The following is a 20,862-nucleotide window of genomic DNA, read 5'->3' as shown; positions in this document are numbered from 1 at the left end:
GCCGCAGCCTGCCGCCGCGTCAGAACTTGTGCCGGATGCCGGTCACCGCGACGATCTGCGTGCGCGTGCTCGACGGATTCGAGATTCCTTCGATCGCGGCCACCGTGTTCGACGACGCACGCTGGTAGAACGCGTTCACGTAGATATCGGTACGCTTCGACAGGAAATACTGCGCACCGACGCTCGTCTGCAGGTAGTGCGAGCTCGGCTTCGGCCCCTGCGATGCGAGCACCTGCGTGTAGGTTTCGCCGAGCGCGAACTGCAGCGCGGGCGTCATCAGGTAGCGCACGCTGCCCTCGTAGTTGTTGAAACGCATCGCGCCGCCCGTCTGCAGGTTGAACAGCGAGCTCGTGTACAGCAGCCCGAACGTCGCAGCGCCCCACGCGTACGCGCCGCCCGCGCCCCAGATCTGCTGGCGTGTCACGCCCTTGATGAACGTGTAGTAGTTGTCGGACGCCGCCGCGCCGGCGGTGTCGAGCGCCGGATGATCGACGCGCACGTACGCCGCACCGAGTTGCAGCGGCCCGTTCTCGTAGCTCGTTCCGATGCTCCACACGCGGTTTTGCGCGAACGACGTCGAATTCGAGAAGCCATACAGGCCGACCGCGTGCAGCCCGTACCACGTGGGCGTCTGGTACTGCACCGAGTTGTTGGTGCGGAACGTGTTGTTCAGGTCGTCGGTATCGAACGGATGCAGCGCGTACTGCGTGAGCGCGGTGGTCGCGCCGATCTGCAGCGGCTCCAGCACTTCCTGCGCCGCGTTGTACTGGCGGCCCATCGTCAGCGTGCCCCAGCGGTCGTTCTCCAGTCCGACGTATGCGCGGCGCCCGAACAGCCGGCCGCCCTGGCTCGCGGCGCCGCTCTCGATGTTGAAGCCGTTCTCGAGGCGGAACACCGCGCGCGTGCCGCCGCCGAGGTCTTCCTTGCCGAGCAGCCCGAAGCGCGTGCCCTGCTCGTTGCCGCCGGTCGCCTGCCACGCGGCATGCCCGTTCTGGTTGTTCGTGTACGTGATCCCCGAATCGACCACGCCGTACAGCGTCACGCTCGACTGCGCATGCGCGTGCATCGCACCCGCCGCCGTTGCGATACCCGCCAGCGCGACCGCCATTCCTTTCCGCTTCATCTCCGACCCCTTTTGTCGATTGAATATGGGGAGCGATTTATTTCACTCGAAACGTGTTTTATTGAATAAAACATCGTCTTATTCATTGTCGAATTCGGCGATTTGAAGCGTCAAGCGATGCCAAAAATCGCACACGGGAGTCGAATACCTCTGAATCGCCAGGCGTTTCAAAGAATGAAACAAGCCCAATATCTACGGGCATTACAGCCAGATCGCGACGCGTAATCCCGGTATCGCAAAAAGCCCTTGACCGCGATTTTCAGTCGTTGTGAAATATTGATACGCTGTTTTAACGATTAAAACAAACGCACGAGACATTCTGAAAAACTAGGTAAAGAACCTGATCCCCATGCTGACGTTTAATTGCAACAACGCGACTGCCGGCGCATCGCCTGCGTATTTCGTCGCGACGCCGACGGTGCCGGCCCTGCCGATCGTCGTCGACTCGCCGCACAGCGGCATCGCGTATCCGCCGGACTTCGCCACCGTCGCGCCCGATGACGCGATCCGCACGACGTGGGACGCGTACATCGACGAACTGTGGGCCGGCGCGCCCGCGCGCGGCGGCACGCTGCTCGGCGCGACGTTTCCGCGCGCATACATCGACCCGAACCGCGCGGAAACCGACATCGACGCGACGCTGCTCGCCGAGCCGTGGCCCGAGCCGCTGTCGCCTCAGCCGTACACGCAGCGCGGGATGGGGCTGATCCGGCGCGACGCGCTGCCCGGCGTGCCGCTGTACGACCGCAAGCTGTCGCTCGACGCAGTGCGCCACCGGATCGACGCGTACTACCTGCCGTACCGCCGCGCGCTCGCCGCCATCGCCGAGCCGCTGCACGCCGCGCACGGCGCGCTTTGGCATATCGACTGCCATTCGATGAAGTCACGCGGCAACGCGATGAACGTCGACGCGGGCGCATTGCGGCCGGACGTCGTCGTCAGCGACCGGCGCGGCACGACCGCCGACCCGGCCTTCACCGCGTGGACCGCGCAGTGGTTCGCCGAGGCCGGCTATCGCGTGCAGGTCAACGACCCGTACCAGGGTGGTGATCTGCTGACCGCGCTCGCCGATCCCGCGCGGCAGCGCCACAGCATCCAGATCGAATTCAATCGCGCGCTGTACATGGACGAGGCCGCGTTCGCGAAACACGCAGGATTTGCGACGCTGAAGCGCTCGGTCGACGCCTATCTCGACGCGCTCGCCGATTACGTCCGCGCGCGCATCGCGCCGCAGGGAGAAATCGCATGACGACCTATATCGTCGACGCCGTCGACAGCGCGCTGAAGCTGCTGACCTACGTCGCCGAACACCCGAACCTCGGCGTGACCGAGCTCGCATCGCAGCTCGGCATCAACAAGTCGCGCACCTACCGGATGCTGTGCACGCTGGAACTGCACCGCTTCGTCGTGCAGGACCCGCGCACGTCCACCTATGCGCTCGGCCCGCAGGCGTTCGTGATCGGCGTGGCCGCGTCGCAGCAGAACGCGCTCGTGCGCGCCGCGCACCGGCACATGCTCGCGCTCAACCAGGCGATCAACGAGACCATCGTGCTGCGCGTGCGCGAAGGGCTCGAATCGGTGTGCGTCGCGCGCTGCGAAACGACGCATGCGGTGCGCACCGTCGGTGCGGTCGGCAACCGCCGGCCGATCAATTTCGGCGCATCGGGCAAGGTGCTGCTCGCCTTCGCGCCCGATCCGGTGCGCGACGAATACCTCGCGCAACTGCGCCGAAACGGGCACGCCGACGATCCGGCGAAGCTCGCCGGCGAACTCGACGCGGTCGCCCGCAAGGGCTACGCGGTGAGCAGCGGCGAGGTGACGCCCGGCGCGGTCGGGATCGCGGTGCCGGTGCGCGACCTGACCGGCGCAACGGTCGCGTCGGTCAGCGTGACGGGGCCCGAGGTGCGCGTGAGCCACGCCGACATCCCCGACTATCTCGAGCGCCTGCAGGCGTGCAGCCTCGCCATTTCCGCCGAACTCGGCTACGTCCCGGCGCGCGCCGCGCTGCAACCGGCCTGACGGCCCGCTCCTTCTTCGACGAGGATCCGATGTCCGCCTCTTCCCCGAACCCGGCCGGCGCACGCGCCGCCGACGCCACCCCGCTCGCGGCACCGGCTGATGCAGCGACCCACGACGCGGCCGGCAATGCGCCCGGCGACGCATCGGCCCACGCCGGCCGCGCGCCGCATCCGCACGGCAAGATGCTGCATCCGGTCGTGATGATGCTGTGGGTGCTGGCCGTCGCGATCGCACTCACCTGGATCGTCGATTCCGGCCGCTTCGAGCGCAACGGCCGGCTCGTCGTGCCGGGCACCTATCACGTGGTGCCGAAGACCACCGCGCTCACGACGCTCGTTGCACCGGCAGTGAGCCACAGCACGCCCACGCATGCGATGCCCGCGAGCCTCGTCTCGGCATTCGTCGCGATACCGGAAGGATTGCTGAAGAACGCGCCGCTGATCGTGATGGTGATGTTCGTCGGCGGGATGTTCGGCGTGATGCGCCGCACCGGCGTGGTCGACGCGGGCATCGACCGGCTGCTGCAGCTCACCGGCAACAATGCGTACCTGCTCACACCGATGCTGATGATCCTGATCGGGCTCGGCAGCACGCTGCTCGGCTTCATCTCCGAGTACCTCGTGATCATTCCGATGGTGGTCGTGATGGCGCGGCGCCTGGGTCTCTCCGACCTGTTCGCGGTCGCACTGGTCGCGCTTGCCGCGAAGATCGGCTATATCGCGTCGGTCACGAACCCGCTCGCGCTGGCCGTCGCGCAGCCGCTGGTCGGCGTGCCGCTGTTCAGCGGCGTCGCGCTGCGCGCGGCCGTGTTCGTCGTCTTCCTGACGATCGGCATCCTGTACCTGCTGCGCTACGTGCGCAGCACCGGCTATCGCGCCGGGCAAACCGCAACCGGCCATGTAGCACAAGCAACCGCGAAGCTGTCGCTGCGCCACAAGGCGACACTGGTCGTGTTCGCGGCGGCGGTCGCGATGCTGATCTACGGCACGCGCGAACTGAAGTGGGGCAACGTCGAGCTGGCGGCGTTCTATACGTTCGTGAGCATCGCGACGGCCGTGATCGGCGGGCTCGATTCGCGCAGTGCGGCGGACGCGTTCGTCGACGGGATGAAGAACATGATCCTCGCGGCGCTGTTGATGGGGCTCGCCGCTTCCGTCGAACTGCTGCTGCAGAACAGCCTCGTGCTCGACACGCTGATCAACTTCTTCACGCGGCTCGCGGATGGTCAGTCGCCGGTGTGGGTCGCGAACGGGCTGATGGCGGTGCAGATGGTGCTCGACGTGTTCATTCCATCGGTGTCCGGCAAGGCGGCGGTCAGCATGCCGATCATCGGGCCGATCGCGCAGCTCTCGGGCGTGAGCGGCCAGACGTCGGTGCTCGCATTCGTGCTCGGCGGCGGGCTGACGAACCTCGTCACGCCGACGTCCGGGATGCTGCTCGCGTATCTGGCCACCGCGCGCGTCGATTTCGGCGCGTGGATCCGCTTCGTGCTGCCGCTGTTCCTGACGCTGCTCGCGCTGTCGTGCGTCGTGCTGACGTTCGCGGTGTGGATCGGGTATTGAGGTTCGCGGTAGGGTCTGCAGCGCGCACGTGCTCTTCGCGGTGCGAAGCGCTCGCCGCCGTCCGGTATCGATGGACGCGGCAGGCATCGCAACGCGATACCGCCACCGCATGCGCCGCTCAAGCCACCTCGACCACCCGACCAAACGCCCGCTCGTCGATCGCCTCGGCGAGCGTCGCGAACGCGATCGCGATCTCGTCCTCCGGCACGCACGCGTAGCCGAGCAGCAACCCCGGCGCCGCACGTTCGCGGTCCGCGTAATATCCCGACAACGGCCGCACGACGATATTGCGTTCGAGCGCGGCCTGCGCGACCGCGCGATCGTCGACGCCTTCCGGCAACTGCGTGACCAAATGCAGCCCGGCATCGCTGCCGAGCGCGTGCAGCGTGTTGCCGTAGCGCCGCGCGACCGCGTCGAGCAGCACCTCGCGCCGCTGCCCATACAACGTGCGCATCTTGCGGATATGCGACACGAAGTGCCCTTCCGCGATGAATTCGGCCAGCACCGCCTGCTGCAGCAACTGCCCTTCGCGATACAGCTCGGCGCTGGCGGTCGCGAAACTTTCCGCGAGCGGCTCCGGCGCGACCAGGTAGCCGACCCGCAGCCCCGGGAACAGCGTCTTGCCGAAGCTGCCGACATAGATCACCTGCCCGGCCGTATCGAGACCCTGCAGCGACGCGAGCGGCCGGCTGCCGTAGCGGAATTCGCTGTCGTAGTCGTCCTCGATGATCCAGCAGCCGTGCTGGCGCGCGTATTCGAGCAGCATCCGCCGCCGCGCGAGGCTCATCACCATCCCGAGCGGATACTGGTGCGACGGCGTGACGAGCATCAGCTTCGGCGGTTCGGCGAGATCGGCGGCCGACGGCGCGATGCCTTCGTCGTCGACCGGAATCGGCCGCGTCGTCAGCCCCGACACGTTCAGCACGCTGCGCACGCCCCAGTAGCACGGATCCTCGGTCCAGATCGCGTCGCCCGGATCGGTCAGCAGCCGCACCGCGAGGTCGATCGACTGGTGAATGCCGGTCGTGATCACGATCTGCTCGGGCGTGCAGCGCACCGAGCGCGACGTGCGCAGGTAGTCGGCCAGCGCCTCGCGCAGCAGCGCGAGCCCGCCGCCCGGCGCGTAGGTCAGCAGGTCGGGGCGCAGGCGCCGCCAGTACTTGTTGTGCAGCCGCGTCCACACGCGCGCCGGAAATCGCGACACATCGGGCACGCCCGGCATGAACGCGCCGCCCTGCCGTTTCGATACACCGGCGCCTTCGACGAGCCGCGTGCCGCGCGCGGACAGCCGCCGCACGGAAGCCTGCACGAGCGCCGGGCGCGCAGCCGCCGCGTCGGTCGGCGCACCGACGATCTCGTCCGGCGCGCTGTCGGCGACGAACGTGCCGCGGCCGGTTGCCGAGTTCACGTAGCCTTCGAGCGCAAGCTGTTCGTAAACCTGCGTGACCGTGTTGCGCGCGATCCCGAGCTCAGCGGCCAGGAGCCGCGACGACGGCACGCGCGTGCCGGCCGGCAGTTCGCGCGACAGGATCGCCTGTTGCAGCAGCCGGTGAAGCTGCCGGTAGATCGGCTGTTCGCCGCCGCGCACGAGGCGCTGCGCCAGCCAGTCCGACAACACGCTCGCGCGCATGATTGGCTCCTGAATATTTATTGAAATGGCTCTGATTGCCAGAGCCAAATGTGATTATAGTCGCCTCCATGGGCTGCCAACGCGGCCGTTTTTTATCCCACCGGACAGAACATCAAGGAGATGACCGTGAAGAATGCCGACCTGCAGGCCCGCAAGAACGCCGCCACCCCGCGCGGCGTTGGCGTGATGTGCGATTTCTACGCAGCCCGCGCCGAGAACGCGGAACTGTGGGATGTCGAAGGCCGCCGCTTCATCGATTTCGCCGCCGGCATCGCGGTGCTGAACACCGGCCACCGCCACCCGAAGATCGTCAAGGCGATCGCGGATCAGCTGAACAACTTCACGCACACCGCTTACCAGATCGTCCCGTACGCGTCGTACGTCGAGCTGGCTGAAAAGATCAACGACCGCGCGCCGGGCGATTTCCCGAAGAAGACCGCGTTCTTCACGACCGGCGCGGAAGCCGTCGAGAACGCGATCAAGATCGCGCGCGCAGCGACCGGCCGTCCGGGCGTCATCGCGTTCTCGGGCGGTTTCCACGGCCGCACGATGATGGGCATGGCGCTGACCGGCAAGGTCGCCCCGTACAAGCTGAACTTCGGCCCGTTCCCGGGCGACGTGTTCCACGCGCCGTACCCGAACGCCGTGCACGGCGTGACGACCGCCGACTCGATCAAGGCGATCGAGATGCTGTTCAAGGCCGACATCGATCCGAAGCGCGTCGCCGCGATCATCTTCGAACCGGTCCAGGGCGAAGGCGGCTTCAACCCGGCGCCGGCCGAGTTCGTGCGCGCGCTGCGCAAGATCTGTAACGAGCACGGCATCCTGCTGATCGCCGACGAAGTGCAGACGGGCTTCGCGCGTACCGGCAAGCTGTTCGCGATGCAGCACTACGACGTGCTGGCCGACCTGATCACGATGGCGAAGAGCCTTGCAGGCGGCATGCCGCTGTCGGGCGTCGTCGGCCGTGCGGACGTGATGGACGCGGCAGCGCCCGGCGGCCTCGGCGGCACGTACGCGGGCAACCCGCTGGCCGTCGCATCGGCACACGCGGTGCTCGAGATCATCGACGAAGAGAAGCTGTGCGAGCGCGCAACGCAACTGGGCGACGTGCTGAAGGCGAAGCTGAACGCACTGCAGGCCGACGTGCCGCAGATCGCCGACGTGCGCGGCCCGGGCGCGATGATCGCGGTCGAGTTCCTGAAGCCGGGCTCGGGCGAGCCGGATGCGGAATTCACGAAGCGCGTGCAGACGCGTGCGCTCGAGCGCGGCCTGCTGCTGCTCGTGTGCGGCGTGTACTCGAACGTCGTGCGCTTCCTGTTCCCGCTGACGATCCCGCAAGCCGTGTTCGACGAAGCGCTCGTGATCCTCGAGGAAGTGCTGAAGGAAACGGTCGGCGTGCCGGCCTGAGTGTCCGTCGACTTCATCAACTGATTGCGCCGCCGCCGTCTTCGTGACGGCGGCGGCCGTTTCATCCGTCCTATTCGAAGCAGGTGATTCATATGAGCACGGTTCAGGAAACCCTGGCACTGAAAGACCCGTCGCTGTTCCGCCAGCAGGCGTACGTCAACGGCGAATGGCAAGGCGCGACGAACGGCGAGACGTTCGAAGTCCGCAACCCGGCGACGGGCGGCCTGCTCGGCACGGTGCCGGCGATGGGCACGGCCGAGACGCGTCACGCGATCGAAGCCGCGAACGCCGCTTGGCCGGCGTGGCGCAAGAAGACGGCAAAGGAACGTGCGGTCGTCCTGCGCAAGTGGCACGACCTGATGATGGAAAACGCCGACGACCTCGCGCTGATCCTGACCACCGAGCAAGGCAAGTCGCTGGCCGAAGCGAAGGGCGAGATCGGCTATGCCGCATCGTTCCTCGAATGGTTCGCGGAAGAAGGCAAGCGCGTGTACGGCGACACGATCCCGACGCCGGCGAGCGACAAGCGCATCGTCGTGACGAAGGAAGCGATCGGCGTGTGCGCGGCGATCACGCCGTGGAACTTCCCGGCGGCGATGATCACGCGCAAGGTCGGCCCGGCGCTTGCCGCAGGCTGCCCGATCGTCGTGAAGCCGGCTGAAGCGACGCCGTTCTCGGCGCTCGCGATGGCTGTGCTGGCCGAGCGCGCGGGCGTGCCGGCGGGCGTGTTCAGCGTCGTCACGGGCGACCCGAAGGCGATCGGCGGGGAGCTGACGTCGAACCCGATCGTGCGCAAGCTGTCGTTCACCGGCTCGACGCCGGTCGGCCGCCTGCTGATGTCGCAATGCGCGGCGACGGTCAAGAAGGTGTCGCTGGAACTCGGCGGCAACGCGCCGTTCATCGTGTTCGACGACGCCGATCTCGATGCGGCCGTGCAGGGCGCGATCGCGTCGAAGTACCGCAATAGCGGCCAGACCTGCGTGTGCACGAACCGTTTCTACGTGCATGAAGCCGTGTACGACCAGTTCGCGCAGAAGCTCGCGGCGGCCGTCGGCCAGCTGAAGGTGGGCCGCGGCACGGAGCCGGGCGTCACGCAAGGTCCGCTGATCAACGAAGCCGCGGTGCTGAAGGTCGAGGCACACATCGAGGACGCGCTCGCGAAGGGCGCGACCGTCGTGACGGGCGGCAAGCGCCACGCGCTCGGCCACGGCTTCTTCGAGCCGACCGTGCTGACGGGCGTCACGCCGGCGATGAAGGTCGCGAAGGAAGAGACGTTCGGGCCGCTCGCGCCGCTGTTCAAGTTCGGCAGCGACGACGAAGTGATCCGCCTCGCGAACGACACCGAGTTCGGCCTGGCCGCGTACTTCTACAGCCGCGACATCGGCCGCGTGTGGAAGGTGGCGGAAGCGCTCGAATACGGGATGGTCGGCGTGAACACGGGCCTGATCTCGAACGAAGTCGCGCCGTTCGGCGGCGTGAAGCAGTCGGGCCTCGGGCGCGAAGGCTCGCACTACGGCATCGACGACTACGTCGTGATCAAGTACCTCTGCCTCGCCGTCTGACGGTTCGGGGCCTGGCGCCGCTTCGGTGACAGGCCCTGACCGCCCGGCCGGAACCGGGCGGTCCGACGCGGGCCGGTACCCCTCGCCGCCGTGCCCGCGTCACTTCTTCCACCGCTCATCACCGAAACACGTTCACCGCCTCCACCAGCCGCGTCGCCTGCTGCTTCAGGCTCTCCGACGCCGCCGTGCTCTGCTCGACGAGCGCCGCGTTCTGCTGCGTGATGTTGTCCAGATGCACCACCGCTTGGTCAACCTGCGCGACACCGGTGCTCTGCTCGGCCGTCGACGAACTGATCTCCGCAATGAGGTCCGACACGCGCTTCACCTGCGTGACGATGTCCTCCATCGTCTTGCCCGCGCCATCGACGATCCGTGCACCCGATTCGACCCGCTCGACGCTCGCGCCGATCAGCGTCTTGATCTCCTTCGCCGCATTCGCGCTGCGTTGCGCAAGCGCCCGCACCTCGCCCGCGACCACCGCGAAACCACGCCCCTGATCGCCGGCCCGCGCGGCCTCCACCGCCGCGTTCAGCGCAAGGATGTTGGTCTGGAACGCGATGCCGTCGATCACGCCGATGATGTCCGAGATCTTCCGCGAGCTGGCCGTGATGTCGTTCATCGTCGCGACCACCTCGCTCACCGCCTGCCCGCCGCGCTCGGCCGCGTCGCTCGCCGATACCGACAATTGATTCGCCTGCAGCGCCGTCTCCGCATTGCTCGACACGGTCGCCGTCATCTCGGCCATCGACGCGGCAGTCTGCTGCACGCTCGTCGACGCCTGCTCGGTGCGCGCGCTCAGGTCGTTGTTGCCCTGCGCGATCTCGTTGCTCGCGCGCTGCACGTTCAGCACCTGCTCGCTGACGTCGTCGACGAGCCAGCGGAACATCAGCCCGAGCTGGTTGATCGTGCGCAGCGTCATGCCGATCTCGTCGACGCGGTTCATCCGCACGCCGCTGCGGCTTTCGCCGGTCGCCACGCGCAGCGCCTCGTCGCGCAACTGCATGAGCGGGCGCGCAATCTGCGCATCGAGCCACAGCCCCGCAGCAGCAGCCGCACCGACCGTCACCGCCGCGAACGCGGCGAGCCCGCCGCCGGCCAGCCCGCACGCCCAGCCGCCGGCCACCACGACCGGCGCGAGTACGCACAGCGACGCATGGAGCCGCGCACGCACCGACATCGTCTGGAACAGCGACGTGAATCCGGCCACGCCCTTGCGGACGATCAGCCCCTTGTGAAAATGCCGGTTGCCGGCCCGCCCTTCGCGGAATTCCTTGTAGAGCGCCTCCGCAGCCGCGATCTCGTCGCGCGTCGCCTTCGTGCGCACCGACATGTATCCCTTCGGCTGGCCGTTACGCATCACCGGAATCGCATTCGCGCGCACCCAGTAGTGATCGCCGTTCTTGCGGCGGTTCTTCACGAGCGCGGTCCAAGGCTCGCCGCCCTTGAGCGTCGCCCACATGTCGGCGAACGCCTCCTGCGGCATGTCCGGATGCCGCACGACGTTGTGCGGCTGGCCTTCGATCTCTTCGGGGGAAAATCCGCTGACCTGCATGAAGGCCGCGTTCGCGTAGGTGATGTAGCTGTTCGCGTCGGTGGTCGACATCAGCGTCGCGTCATCGGGAAAATCGAATTCGCGTTGCGTGACGGGCTGGTTGTTGCGCATGGTGTGGAGCTCCGGGTGACGGATCTTGCGTCCGCTCGTCGATTGATTCGAGACCCCGCGCATTGCGGCTTATCCGCATGCACGTTGGTCCTGCTCCTGCGCTTTCGGCAAATTCCACGAAAACATTATGGTGTATTCGGGAAAATATGCATTAGAAACGCATCATCTTTCCTTTACCAAACATCTTGTTTACATATGAAACTAAACACCAATACAGGCAACGGTTTGGCGGATATTCGTCTTACGATTTAATGCAATTCGCCAAAATTGATCCAAATCAAAAACGTGAAATTTGAATACGAATATTTCTCGTTTGGCGCATTTCAAATAAATCAAAAACCCTGAACGCGCATTGCGCGCGTCAACCCTGATGTATTGATTTGGCGCGCACATCACGTGCGCGCCCCGACGATCACCGGAACACGTTCACCGCATCCACGAGACGCGTTGCCTGCTGCTTCAGGCTCTCCGACGCTGCCGTGCTCTGCTCGACCAGCGCTGCGTTCTGCTGCGTGATGTTGTCCAGATGCACGACTGCCTGGTCGACCTGCGCAACTCCCGTGCTCTGCTCGGCCGTCGACGAACTGATCTCCGCAATGAGGTCCGACACGCGCTTCACCTGCGTGACGATGTCCTCCATCGTCTTGCCTGCCTCGTCCACACGCCGCACGCCCGATTCGACGCGCTCGACGCTCGCGCCGATCAGCGTCTTGATCTCCTTCGCCGCATTCGCGCTGCGCTGCGCGAGTGCCCGCACCTCGCCCGCGACCACCGCGAAGCCGCGCCCCTGCTCGCCCGCGCGTGCCGCTTCCACGGCCGCGTTCAGCGCAAGGATGTTGGTCTGGAACGCGATGCCGTCGATCACGCCGATGATGTCGGCAATCTTGCGAGAACTGGCCGTGATGTCGCTCATCGTCGTGACGACCTCGCCCACCGCCTGTCCGCCACGCCCGGCCGCCTCGCTGGCCGACATCGCGAGCCGGTTCGCCTGCAGCGCGGTCTCCGCGTTGCTGTCGACGGTCGCCGTCATCTCGGCCATCGACGCGGCCGTCTCCTGCACGCTCGACGCCGCCTGCTCGGTGCGCGCGCTCAGATCGTTGTTGCCCTGCGCGATCTCGTTGCTCGCACGCTGCACGTTGTGCACCTGCTCGCTGACGTCGTCGACGAGCCAGCGGAACATCAGCGCGAGCTGGTTGATCGTGCGCAGCGTCATGCCGATCTCGTCGACACGGTTCATCCGCACGCCGCGCCGGCTTTCACCGGTCGCGACGTTCAGCGCCTGGTCGCGCAGCCGCTTCAGCGGACGCACGATCTGCGCATCAAGCCACAGGCCGGCCGCCGCCGTCACGCCGACCGTCACGCCGGCAAACGCCGCGAGCCCGCCGCCCGCCAGCCCGCATGCCCAGCCCGCGCCAACGACCGCCGGCGCAAGCACGCACAGCGCCGAGTGCACACGCGCGCGCACCGACATCGTCTGCGACAGCGACGCGATGCGCATCAGCCCCGTGCGGATCACCAGCCCCTTGTGGAACCGGCGCTGGCCGGCCTTGCCTTCGCGGAACGCACGATACAGCGCATCGGCAGCCTCGGACTCGTCGTGCGGCGCCTTCGTGCGCACCGACATGTAGCCTTGCGGCTCGCCGTTGCGCATCACGGGAATCGCGTTCGCACGCACCCAGTAGTGATCGCCGTTCCTGCGGCGGTTCTTCACGAGCGCGGTCCACGGCTCGCCGCGCCTGAGCGTCGCCCACATGTCGGCAAACGCTTCGCGCGGCATGTCCGGGTGGCGCACCACGTTGTGCGGCTGGCCGACGAGTTCCTCGTTCGTGAAGCCGCTCACCTGTGCGAACGTCGTGTTGGCATAGGTGATGATGCTGTCTGCGTCGGTCGTCGACATCAGCGTGACGTCGTCGGGAAAATCGAATTCCTGTTGGGTAACGGGCTGGTTATTGCGCATGCAAGGCTCCGAAAAGCGGATCTGACGTCCGCGTCGCGCTGACTTCACGCTCAGTAGCCGAAAAACGGTTTATCGCTTTACGACGGTCTTCATCAGACTGTCGGCATATTGGGGAAAAACCTTACCCTTTCTTCGCATAAAATATTCAATTCGGCGGCCACCATGATTTCGATCAAATAATCCGGCAATATTCGCCACGCGCGTTCATTCATATGCCACGCCGCGCCGCCCGGCCAAGCCGCGAGGCAGGTCAATGCGGTCGGCCGTTACACTCGGCGAAACGATTCCATCTATCCTGCTCCATTCAACCAGCATTCGAATTCGATGAAAAAGGCATTGCACGAACTGAATCGGCTGTCCTGGAATACGGCGACAGTCGCGCATAACAGCCATAAAGGGGATCAGGCCGCATTTTTCCGCGCAGGCGGCTCGACGCTCTTTCCGGAAGAACGCGAACTGCTCGGCGACGTCAGCGGGCTGCGGCTCCTGCACCTGCAGTGCAACGCGGGACAGGACACGCTGAGCCTCGTGCGCGCCGGTGCGGACGCGACGGGCGTCGACATCTCCGACGAAGCGATCGCCTTTGCACGACAACTGTCGGCCGACGCGGGCCTGCCCGCACGCTTCGAGCGCGCCGACGTGCTCGACTGGATGCCCGAGGCCGCCGCGCGCGGCGAGCGCTTCGCTCGCGTGTTCACGTCGTACGGCGCGATCTGCTGGCTGTCCGACCTGAACGCGTGGGCACGCGGGATCGCCGCGCTGCTCGCGCCCGGCGGCCGTTTCGCGATGGTCGAGTTCCATCCGTTCGCGCTGTATTTCGACGAACACTGGAAGCCGCACTACGACTATTTCAAAGGCGATGCGACCGAGGAGCCGGCAGGTGTCGGCGATTATGTTGCCGCATCCGGCACGGGGCTCGGCGCGCAGCACGACCATCCGGGCGTCGTCGATTTCGCGAACCCGCATCCGAGCTACGAGTTCATGTGGGGCATCGGCGAAGTCGTGAACGCGCTCGTATCGGCCGGGCTCGTGATCGACCGCCTGACCGAATATCCGTATGCGAACGGCTGGAAAGGCTTCGACGACATGCGCGAGCTGGACGGCCGCCGGATGGTGCCGCCCGACGGCATGCCGCGCCTGCCGCTGATGTTTGCGATCGCCGCGCATCGGGAGGCCGCATGACGCGCCGCACCGCCGCCGAACGCGACGCACTGGTCGCCCGCCGGCTCACGCGCGACGACGTGCCGCTCGTGTGGACCATCGACCGGCGCGAGATCATCGAGCACCTGTACGTGCTGCGCGACGGTGCGCTGCATCTCGTTCCCGACTTTTACGACGTCGCGGGCTGGCCCGACGGCGAGGCCGACCACTACACGCCGATCCTGCTCGACTGCCACGATCGCGGCGGCTGGTGCGTCGGCATGTTCGACGGCGCGCGGCTCGTCGCGGCGGTCTTCGTCGACAGCCAGCCGCTCGGCCCGCGCGGCGACATGCTGCAGTTGAAGTTCCTGCACGTGAGCCACGACTGGCGCGGCTGCGGGCTCGGCGAGCAGCTCTACCGCGCGGCCCGCGAGCAGGCGCGCGCGATGGGTGCTGCGCGCCTGTACGTGTCCGCGACGCCGTCGCGGAACACGATCGACTTCTACCTGCGGCTCGGCTTCACGGTCAGCGCATCGCCCGACCCGGCACTGTACGCGCTCGAGCCGGAAGACATTCATCTGGAAGCGCCGACGGCCTGACGCACCGGCGCACGGGTGAAACGTAGAATTTCCCGCTTTGCCGCGGCCTCCATCGGCATCACGGCATCGCGGCATCACGGAGAGCAAAATTGCAGAATGAAGCGCAGCCGCAAGCCATGCCGAAGATCCTCGTCAGCATGTGCGTGGTCGGTCATCCGGTCCGTTACAACGGCTCGGCCAAGACCGCCGCACACGAGGCGCTCGAACGGTGGCAGCGCGAAGGGCGCCTCGTGCCGGTCTGCCCCGAACTGGCCGGCGGCTTCAGCGTGCCGCGCCCGCCCGCCGAAATCGCCGACGGCGAATCGGGGCAGCGGGTGCTGGCGGGCGCCGCGCGCATCGTCGATGTCAACGGCGCCGACGTGACCGCACCGTTCGTAGCCGGCGCGCATACCGCGCTGGCCCTCGCGCGCGCGCATGATTGCCGCTTCGCGATCCTCGCCGACGGCAGTCCGTCGTGCGGCAGCACGTTCATCCATGACGGGAGCTTCGAGAACCGGCGGCACGCGGGCGCCGGTGTCACGGCGGCGTTGCTGCGCGAGCATGGCATCGAAGTGTTCGCGGACACCGAGATCGATGCGCTCGATGCGCGCCTCAAGCAGTTGTCGCGGGCCGGTTAACGACGATGCGCGGCACGAGAACCCTCGTGCCGCGCATCGTTTCGGACAGCGCGAAGCGGTAACCTGCCGCTTCGCCGTGTGACGCAGGTCAGACGCGTTCGATTGCGATCGCGATGCCCTGGCCGACGCCGATGCACATCGTGCACAGCGCAAAGCGGCCGTTCGTGCGATGCAGCTGGTACATCGCGGTCGTCACGAGACGCGCGCCCGACGCGCCGAGCGGATGGCCCAGCGCGATCGCGCCGCCGTTCGGGTTCACGCGGGGATCGTCGTCGGCCACGCCGAGCATGCGCAGCACCGCGAGACCTTGCGACGCGAACGCCTCGTTCAGCTCGATCACGTCGAACTGGTCGATCGTCATCCCGAGCCGGGCGAGCAGCTTCTGCGTGGCCGGCGCGGGCCCGATGCCCATCACGCGCGGCGCGACGCCGGCCGTCGCGATACCCAGCACGCGTGCGCGCGGCGTCAGGCCGAAGCGCTTCGCGGTTTCTTCGTTCGCGAGCAGCAGCGCCGCAGCGCCGTCGTTGACGCCCGACGCGTTGCCGGCCGTCACCGAGCCGTCCGGGCGCACGACGCCCTTCAGCTTCGCCAGCGTTTCGAGCGATGTTTCGCGCGGATGCTCGTCGCGCGACACGACCAGCGGATCGCCCTTCTTCTGCGCAATCGTGACCGCGACGATTTCCTCGGCGAGCGTGCCGTCCTGCTGCGCGCGCGCGGCCTTCTGCTGGCTGCGCAGTGCGAACAGGTCCTGGTCGGCGCGGCTGATGTTGTAGTCGACCGCGACGTTCTCGGCCGTCTCCGGCATCGAATCGACGCCGTGCAGCTGTTTCATCAGCGGATTGACGAAGCGCCAGCCGATCGTCGTATCGTAGATGTCGGCCTGGCGCGCGAACGCGCTCGCGGCCTTGCCCATCACGAACGGCGCACGCGTCATGCTCTCGACGCCGCCCGCGACCATCAGCGCGGCCTCGCCGGACTTGATCGCACGCGCGGCCACGCCGACCGCATCCATGCCGGAACCGCACAGGCGGTTGATCGTCGAACCCGGCACACCCTGCGGCAGCCCTGCGAGCAGCGCCGACATGCGCGCGACGTTACGGTTGTCCTCGCCGGCCTGGTTCGCGCAGCCGTAGATCACGTCGTCGATCGCCGTCCAGTCGACGTCGCGGTTGCGCTCGACGAGCGCCTTGAGCGGCACCGCGCCCAGGTCGTCGGCGCGCACGCCGGACAGTGCACCGCCGTAACGCCCGATCGGCGTACGGATCGCATCACACAGAAAAGCTTCGGTCATCAGTGTCTCCGGTCCCAGGACAGGCTGGGGGAATGAACAGGGCGCGCCCCTTGCATTGCCCGTCGGGATGCGCTTAAATGTTCTATATACGAACATAAGATCGTGTATCGAACGTTCAACGCATCATAGGGAGTGCGGGGACGACCTGTCAAGCGCGCGGTCCGCCGCGCGGTTGGCGTGTCAGGCCCCATGCGCTATCTTCTCGGCTGCACGATATTCCAGGCGCTCATGACAACCGAAGACACTCAGACGAAACCCGGCGACTCCTATGTCCAGTCGTTCGCGCGCGGCCTCGCGGTGATCCGCGCATTCGACGCGGCCCGCCCGGAGCAGACGCTCACCGAGGTCGCGTCGGCCACCGGGCTCACGCGCGCGGGCGCGCGCCGGATCCTGCTCACGCTGCAGACGCTCGGCTACGTCGAGGCCGACGGCCGGCTGTTCCGGCTCACGCCGAAGATCCTCGAGCTCGGCTTCGCATACCTCACGTCGATGCCGTTCTGGAATCTCGCCGATCCCGTGATGGAGCAGTTGTCGGCGCAGATCCACGAAAGCTGCTCGGCAGCCGTGCTCGACCGCACCGAGATCGTCTACGTGCTGCGCGTGCCGACCCGCAAGATCATGACGATCAACCTGTCGATCGGCAGCCGGCTGCCCGCGTACTGCACGTCGATGGGCCGCGTGCTGCTGTCCGCGCTCGACGACGCCGAGCTCGACGAGACGCTCGCGCAAAGCGGCATCCGCGCGCATACGCCGCGCACGATCACCGACCTCGGCGAACTGAAGGCGGCGATCGCGCAGGTGCGCCAGCAGGGCTGGGCCGTGGTCGACCAGGAACTCGAAGTGGGCCTGATGTCGTTGTCCGCGCCGATCCGCAACCGGCGTGGGCAAATCATCGCGGCAATGAACATCAGCGGCAACGCGCAGCGGCATACCGCGAAGCAGATGGTGAAGGAGTTTCTCGGGCCGCTGCAGCAGGCCGCGCAGACGGTGTCGGAGCTGGTGGCGCGGCGGGGGTGAGTAACGGGCGGGGCCGTCACGACGTACGGCTTCCCGAAAAACCGATGCAACGACGCGTCCGGCTCGATTGTCATATCACTGATACGACAATCGAGCAAAAAAACGGGCAGCCCAGGGCTGCCCGTATCAACTCCACGTGATTGCAACGTTCTTCTCACGGAACACGGAGCAAGCTCCGCGCCGCACAATTTAGTGACGCGCGGAAATACGGTCAATTTGACAAGAACGAAATTGCGCCGCGCACCGGTAGGACGGCGCACCGCTCACGCGCCGAGCAACATCCCCTTGCGCACCGGCACCGTGCCCGTCACGCGGCCAAGCGGCGCGCCGGCCGTCACGAAGCGGATCGCGCGGCGCATATAGAACACGCCGTCGGTCGCGCTCGAGATCGTCGTGATCTTGTCCGTCAGCGGATCGACGATGTCGAACAGCGGATCGCCGGCGCGGATCGTCGCGCCGATCGCCGCGCGGTGTACGAGGATCCCGCTCACCGGCGCATGGAACTGCTCGCTGCCTGCCAGCGGCGTGGCCGGCGCGGCGAGCGGCAGCAGCGGCTTGCGTTCGCCCTGCACCGCGCCGCGCCATACGAGATAGTCGACGAGCGCATCGGCATCGCGTTCCGCATGGTCGTACGTCACGTCGCGCTGGCCACGGCACTCGACCGTCACGGCCACGGTGCCGGCCGCCATCGGCGTGCCCGCCGGCAAGTGCTGCCGCAACTGCGTCCACAGCAGGTGATGCGCATCGTCGAACGCATGCCCGCCCGAATCCTCGGCGAGCAGCGACACCTCCGAGCCGAGATAACGCGCGAGCGGCTCGACTTCCGGCCATGCGGTATCGCTCGTGTACACGTGCATCACCGCTTCGAGCGAACAATGCAGGTCGATCACCACATCGGCGTCGAGCGACAGCTTCAGCAGCGCCAGCTGCAGTGAATCGAACTCCGTCCGCGGCGCGATCTCGTCGAGCGCCGCGCCGACGCATTCGCGCACGATCGCGCGATTGCGTTCGCCGTCGTCGCCTAGCCGGTCACGCGCACGCGCGGCGATTTCCGCGAGCGGCAGGAAGCCGCGATTGAAGTTGCGGCCGCTCGCCAGATCGAAACGGCCGATGAACTGCCCGAGCAGGTGATGATTGAGGCCGACCGGATTCGCGACCGGCACGAGCACGATCTCGGCCGCGAGCCGACCCTCGGCATCGAGCTGCGCGAGACGCTGCTTCAGCACGAACGCCGCGAGCATCGCGGGCGTCTCGTCCGCGTGCAGCGCGGCCTGCAGGTAGATCTTGCGGCCGGTGTCGGCCGGCCCGAAATGAAAGCTCGTCAGCGTGCGCTGCGTGCCGATCGACGGCGACAGGAGCGGCGTGGTGCGAATCTGCATCGATGGTCTCGAACGAAATGAAAACGAAGAAGCGGGTGAAACGTCAAGGTCGCACGGCGCTCAATCGCCGTACGGGTTGAAGTCGAAATACTTCTTCGCGATCCGGTCGTACGTGCCGTCCTTCAGCATCGACGCGATCGCGCCGTCGATCGACGCCTTGAGCGCCGTATCCGACTGCCGCATGCCGATGCCCACACCGCGATCGCCCATGTCGAGCGGCGCACCGACGAACGCGAAACCGTTGCCCTTCGGCGTGCGCAGGAAGCCGTAGTCGGCTTCCACGGTGCCCAGCAGCGCCGCATCGAGGCGGCCGTTGACGAGATCGGCGAACACGTCGTCCTGGCTCTTGTACGGCACCACGCTGACGCCGGCCGGCGCCCAGTGCGCGAGCGCCCACGATTCGAACTGCGTGCCCGACTGCACGCCGACGCGCTTGCCCGCAAGCGACGCGGTCGTGCTGTCGACGCCGCTGCCGGGCCGCGCGACGAGCCGCGACTTGAAACGGAACAGCTTCGACGAGAACAGGATCTGCTTCTCGCGCTTCCCGGTGATCGCCATCGACGACAGGATCGCGTCGATCTTGCGCGCCTGCAGCGCGGGAATCATCCCGGAGAATTCGAGCTCGACCCACTGGCAGCGCAACTGCGCGCGGCGGCAGATCTCGTTGCCCAGATCGACGTCGAAGCCCTTCAGGCTGCCGTCGGGCGCCTTCGAATCCATCGGCGGATAAGTCGGGTCGATGCCGAGGCGCACGGGGCGCGCATCGAGTGCGTGTGCGGCGCCGGCCGCGAACGCAAGGCACAGGGAAACGAGCGGAAGGAGAGTACGTTTCATGGTCGACGAAGGGCGGGACGATGGGCAAACGGCACGAGCCGGACTGCCTGCGATCGTAGTGCGCACGCGCCGCCGCCGGAATCGCCCGCTGCCTTATCATGATCACTTTTCCCGATCACCGGCCCCGCGCTCGCCCATGGCGTTCACGCTCTCCCAGCTCCGCATCTTCCAGGCCGTCGTCGAGCACGGCAGCCTGCGCGCGGCCGCACGCGCGCTCGACCTCGCGCAGAGCGGCGTCACGCAGCAGTTGCAGAGCCTCGAGGCAACGCTCGGCGCGACGCTGGTCACGCGCACCAATCGCGGGATCGTGCCGACGGCCGTCGGCCAGCGGCTGCTCGCGCGCTCCGGTTCGATCCTCGGCGAATGCGAGCAGGTCGAGCGGGAAATCCGTCAGTTGAGCGGCGCGTACGAAGGCACCGTTACGCTCGGCCTCGTGGCCGAGCCGCTGATCGATGCGTTCGCGCCGGTGCTGAGCGCGTTCCGCGCGCGCTTCGACAAGGTCGACGTGCATCTGCGCACCGGCACGTCGCGGATGATGATCGGCTGGCTGCGGGAAAGCGCGGTGGATTTCGCGATCGCGCTCGTCGCGAAGCAGACCGACACGACCGATCTCGCGGTCACGCCGCTGCGCTCGTCCGCACCGGTGGTCGTGTGCCGCCACGGGCATCCGGCAATGCACGCGAAATCGCTCGCCGAGCTGGCCGACTACGCGTGGGTGTCGACGCGCTCGCCGAACCTGAGCGCGGACCCCGTCGTCAACCGGCTGCTCGCGTACTTCGACGTGCACGGCCTGCCGCCGCCGAAGATCCTCGCCACCGTCGAAGGGATGTTCGAGACGCTGCAGCTCGTCACGCAGACCGATTGCCTGTCGCTCGAAACAGAAGCCGTGACGCGGCACGGGCCGTTTGCCGGCGCGCTTGCGAAGGTGCCGGTGCGTGAACAAGCCGAATCGCAGGACATCTGCCTGCTGCAACGCGCGGCCGTGCCGCTCACGCCGGCCGCGCAGGAACTCGCGACGATGCTCGCGTCGTACCTGAGGGTGGTGCGCGGGCGGTAAGC

General features: G+C 66.9%; 17 protein-coding genes. 10 read left to right on the top strand and 7 right to left on the bottom strand.

Translation table 11 applies throughout. From position 1 onward, the window contains the following. Window positions 1-19: 19 nt before the first annotated feature. Window positions 20-1,123 (bottom strand): porin, encoded by a 1,104-nt coding sequence (locus tag FFS49_RS01530; protein WP_171026706.1) that lies wholly within the window; start codon window positions 1,121-1,123, stop codon window positions 20-22. A gap of 349 nt (window positions 1,124-1,472) precedes the next feature. Here FFS49_RS01530 and FFS49_RS01525 point away from each other — a divergent pair, with 349 nt between their 5' ends. From FFS49_RS01525 to FFS49_RS01515, 3 genes are read left to right on the top strand one after another with little or no spacing between them, the layout of a single operon-like run. After that, window positions 1,473-2,372, top strand: a complete 900-nt coding sequence (locus tag FFS49_RS01525) for an N-formylglutamate amidohydrolase (RefSeq protein WP_137909877.1) — start codon at window positions 1,473-1,475, stop codon at window positions 2,370-2,372. Beyond that, complete coding sequence (locus FFS49_RS01520; RefSeq protein ID WP_071331909.1) at window positions 2,369-3,142, top strand: IclR family transcriptional regulator; 774 nt, start codon at window positions 2,369-2,371, stop codon at window positions 3,140-3,142. The genes FFS49_RS01525 and FFS49_RS01520 overlap by 4 nt, the downstream gene beginning before the upstream one ends. A 29-nt stretch (window positions 3,143-3,171) precedes the next feature. Beyond that, complete coding sequence (locus tag FFS49_RS01515; protein WP_137909878.1) at window positions 3,172-4,704, top strand: YfcC family protein; 1,533 nt, start codon at window positions 3,172-3,174, stop codon at window positions 4,702-4,704. 118 nt (window positions 4,705-4,822) lie between these two features. Here FFS49_RS01515 and FFS49_RS01510 read toward each other — a convergent pair whose 3' ends face one another. Further along, window positions 4,823-6,334 carry a PLP-dependent aminotransferase family protein gene (locus FFS49_RS01510; RefSeq protein ID WP_137909879.1) on the bottom strand — a complete coding sequence of 504 codons (1,512 nt, stop codon included), beginning with the start codon at window positions 6,332-6,334 and terminating at the stop codon, window positions 4,823-4,825. 126 nt (window positions 6,335-6,460) lie between these two features. Here FFS49_RS01510 and FFS49_RS01505 point away from each other — a divergent pair, with 126 nt between their 5' ends. After that, complete coding sequence (locus tag FFS49_RS01505; protein WP_083266220.1) at window positions 6,461-7,744, top strand: 4-aminobutyrate--2-oxoglutarate transaminase; 1,284 nt, start codon at window positions 6,461-6,463, stop codon at window positions 7,742-7,744. 92 nt (window positions 7,745-7,836) lie between these two features. Then, the gene (gabD, locus tag FFS49_RS01500; protein WP_021156413.1) at window positions 7,837-9,306 is read left to right on the top strand and encodes an NADP-dependent succinate-semialdehyde dehydrogenase; all 1,470 of its coding nucleotides are present in this window, start codon (window positions 7,837-7,839) and stop codon (window positions 9,304-9,306) included. Window positions 9,307-9,424: 118 nt separating this feature from the next. Here gabD and FFS49_RS01495 read toward each other — a convergent pair whose 3' ends face one another. Beyond that, window positions 9,425-10,969, bottom strand: coding sequence for a PAS domain-containing methyl-accepting chemotaxis protein (locus tag FFS49_RS01495; protein ID WP_137909880.1), 1,545 nt, complete (start codon window positions 10,967-10,969; stop codon window positions 9,425-9,427). Between the two features lie 412 nt (window positions 10,970-11,381). Continuing rightward, the gene (locus tag FFS49_RS01490; RefSeq protein ID WP_137909881.1) at window positions 11,382-12,926 is read right to left on the bottom strand and encodes a PAS domain-containing methyl-accepting chemotaxis protein; all 1,545 of its coding nucleotides are present in this window, start codon (window positions 12,924-12,926) and stop codon (window positions 11,382-11,384) included. Window positions 12,927-13,250: 324 nt separating this feature from the next. On the opposite strand from FFS49_RS01490, the gene FFS49_RS01485 reads away from it, so the two are divergent. The 3 genes from FFS49_RS01485 (at window position 13,251) to FFS49_RS01475 (ending at window position 15,282) form a co-directional block, all read left to right on the top strand. Next, complete coding sequence (locus tag FFS49_RS01485; protein ID WP_071331905.1) at window positions 13,251-14,108, top strand: class I SAM-dependent methyltransferase; 858 nt, start codon at window positions 13,251-13,253, stop codon at window positions 14,106-14,108. After that, the gene (locus FFS49_RS01480; RefSeq protein WP_039367917.1) at window positions 14,105-14,665 is read left to right on the top strand and encodes an N-acetyltransferase; all 561 of its coding nucleotides are present in this window, start codon (window positions 14,105-14,107) and stop codon (window positions 14,663-14,665) included. Before FFS49_RS01485 ends, FFS49_RS01480 begins: the two co-directional genes overlap by 4 nt. A gap of 89 nt (window positions 14,666-14,754) precedes the next feature. Beyond that, window positions 14,755-15,282, top strand: a complete 528-nt coding sequence (locus FFS49_RS01475; RefSeq protein WP_137909882.1) for a DUF523 domain-containing protein — start codon at window positions 14,755-14,757, stop codon at window positions 15,280-15,282. Between the two features lie 88 nt (window positions 15,283-15,370). Here FFS49_RS01475 and pcaF read toward each other — a convergent pair whose 3' ends face one another. Continuing rightward, window positions 15,371-16,573 (bottom strand): 3-oxoadipyl-CoA thiolase, encoded by a 1,203-nt coding sequence (gene pcaF / locus FFS49_RS01470; RefSeq protein WP_071331902.1) that lies wholly within the window; start codon window positions 16,571-16,573, stop codon window positions 15,371-15,373. Between the two features lie 228 nt (window positions 16,574-16,801). Between pcaF and FFS49_RS01465 the strand changes: the two genes are divergently transcribed. Continuing rightward, complete coding sequence (locus tag FFS49_RS01465; RefSeq protein ID WP_039367952.1) at window positions 16,802-17,590, top strand: IclR family transcriptional regulator; 789 nt, start codon at window positions 16,802-16,804, stop codon at window positions 17,588-17,590. 263 nt (window positions 17,591-17,853) lie between these two features. Here the strand turns inward: FFS49_RS01465 and FFS49_RS01460 are convergent, their stop codons facing one another. Both FFS49_RS01460 and FFS49_RS01455 read right to left on the bottom strand, forming a co-directional pair. Beyond that, entirely contained in the window at window positions 17,854-18,969 is a 1,116-nt protein-coding gene (locus FFS49_RS01460; RefSeq protein ID WP_137909883.1) for a succinylglutamate desuccinylase/aspartoacylase family protein, read from the bottom strand. A gap of 60 nt (window positions 18,970-19,029) precedes the next feature. Next, a complete protein-coding gene (locus FFS49_RS01455) occupies window positions 19,030-19,803 on the bottom strand; it encodes a transporter substrate-binding domain-containing protein (protein WP_131931533.1) in 774 nt (257 codons plus the stop codon). 136 nt (window positions 19,804-19,939) lie between these two features. Here FFS49_RS01455 and FFS49_RS01450 point away from each other — a divergent pair, with 136 nt between their 5' ends. Next, complete coding sequence (locus FFS49_RS01450) at window positions 19,940-20,860, top strand: LysR substrate-binding domain-containing protein (protein ID WP_137909884.1); 921 nt, start codon at window positions 19,940-19,942, stop codon at window positions 20,858-20,860. Window positions 20,861-20,862 lie beyond the last annotated feature (2 nt).

Origin of the sequence: Burkholderia sp. 4NA327C6 (assembly GCF_005502655.1) — a bacterium.
GTDB classification, from domain to species: domain Bacteria; phylum Pseudomonadota; class Gammaproteobacteria; order Burkholderiales; family Burkholderiaceae; genus Burkholderia; species Burkholderia contaminans.
Note: the sequence above shows the minus strand (reverse complement) of the source record. Positions and strands in the feature narration are given on the sequence as shown.

Bases quoted from the DNA above. Each gene is read 5' to 3' on its own strand.
- FFS49_RS01530 (WP_171026706.1), bottom strand. From the start codon at position 1,123: ATGAAGCGGAAAGGAATGGCGGTCGCGCTGGCGGGTATCGCAACGGCG.
- FFS49_RS01520 (WP_071331909.1), top strand. From the start codon at position 2,369: ATGACGACCTATATCGTCGACGCCGTCGACAGCGCGCTGAAGCTGCTG.
- FFS49_RS01465 (WP_039367952.1), top strand. From the start codon at position 16,802: ATGACAACCGAAGACACTCAGACGAAACCCGGCGACTCCTATGTCCAG.
- FFS49_RS01510 (WP_137909879.1), bottom strand. From the start codon at position 6,334: ATGCGCGCGAGCGTGTTGTCGGACTGGCTGGCGCAGCGCCTCGTGCGC.
- FFS49_RS01525 (WP_137909877.1), top strand. From the start codon at position 1,473: ATGCTGACGTTTAATTGCAACAACGCGACTGCCGGCGCATCGCCTGCG.
- FFS49_RS01485 (WP_071331905.1), top strand. From the start codon at position 13,251: ATGAAAAAGGCATTGCACGAACTGAATCGGCTGTCCTGGAATACGGCG.
- FFS49_RS01490 (WP_137909881.1), bottom strand. From the start codon at position 12,926: ATGCGCAATAACCAGCCCGTTACCCAACAGGAATTCGATTTTCCCGAC.
- gabD (WP_021156413.1), top strand. From the start codon at position 7,837: ATGAGCACGGTTCAGGAAACCCTGGCACTGAAAGACCCGTCGCTGTTC.
- FFS49_RS01515 (WP_137909878.1), top strand. From the start codon at position 3,172: ATGTCCGCCTCTTCCCCGAACCCGGCCGGCGCACGCGCCGCCGACGCC.
- FFS49_RS01460 (WP_137909883.1), bottom strand. From the start codon at position 18,969: ATGCAGATTCGCACCACGCCGCTCCTGTCGCCGTCGATCGGCACGCAG.
- FFS49_RS01450 (WP_137909884.1), top strand. From the start codon at position 19,940: ATGGCGTTCACGCTCTCCCAGCTCCGCATCTTCCAGGCCGTCGTCGAG.
- pcaF (WP_071331902.1), bottom strand. From the start codon at position 16,573: ATGACCGAAGCTTTTCTGTGTGATGCGATCCGTACGCCGATCGGGCGT.
- FFS49_RS01455 (WP_131931533.1), bottom strand. From the start codon at position 19,803: ATGAAACGTACTCTCCTTCCGCTCGTTTCCCTGTGCCTTGCGTTCGCG.
- FFS49_RS01480 (WP_039367917.1), top strand. From the start codon at position 14,105: ATGACGCGCCGCACCGCCGCCGAACGCGACGCACTGGTCGCCCGCCGG.
- FFS49_RS01495 (WP_137909880.1), bottom strand. From the start codon at position 10,969: ATGCGCAACAACCAGCCCGTCACGCAACGCGAATTCGATTTTCCCGAT.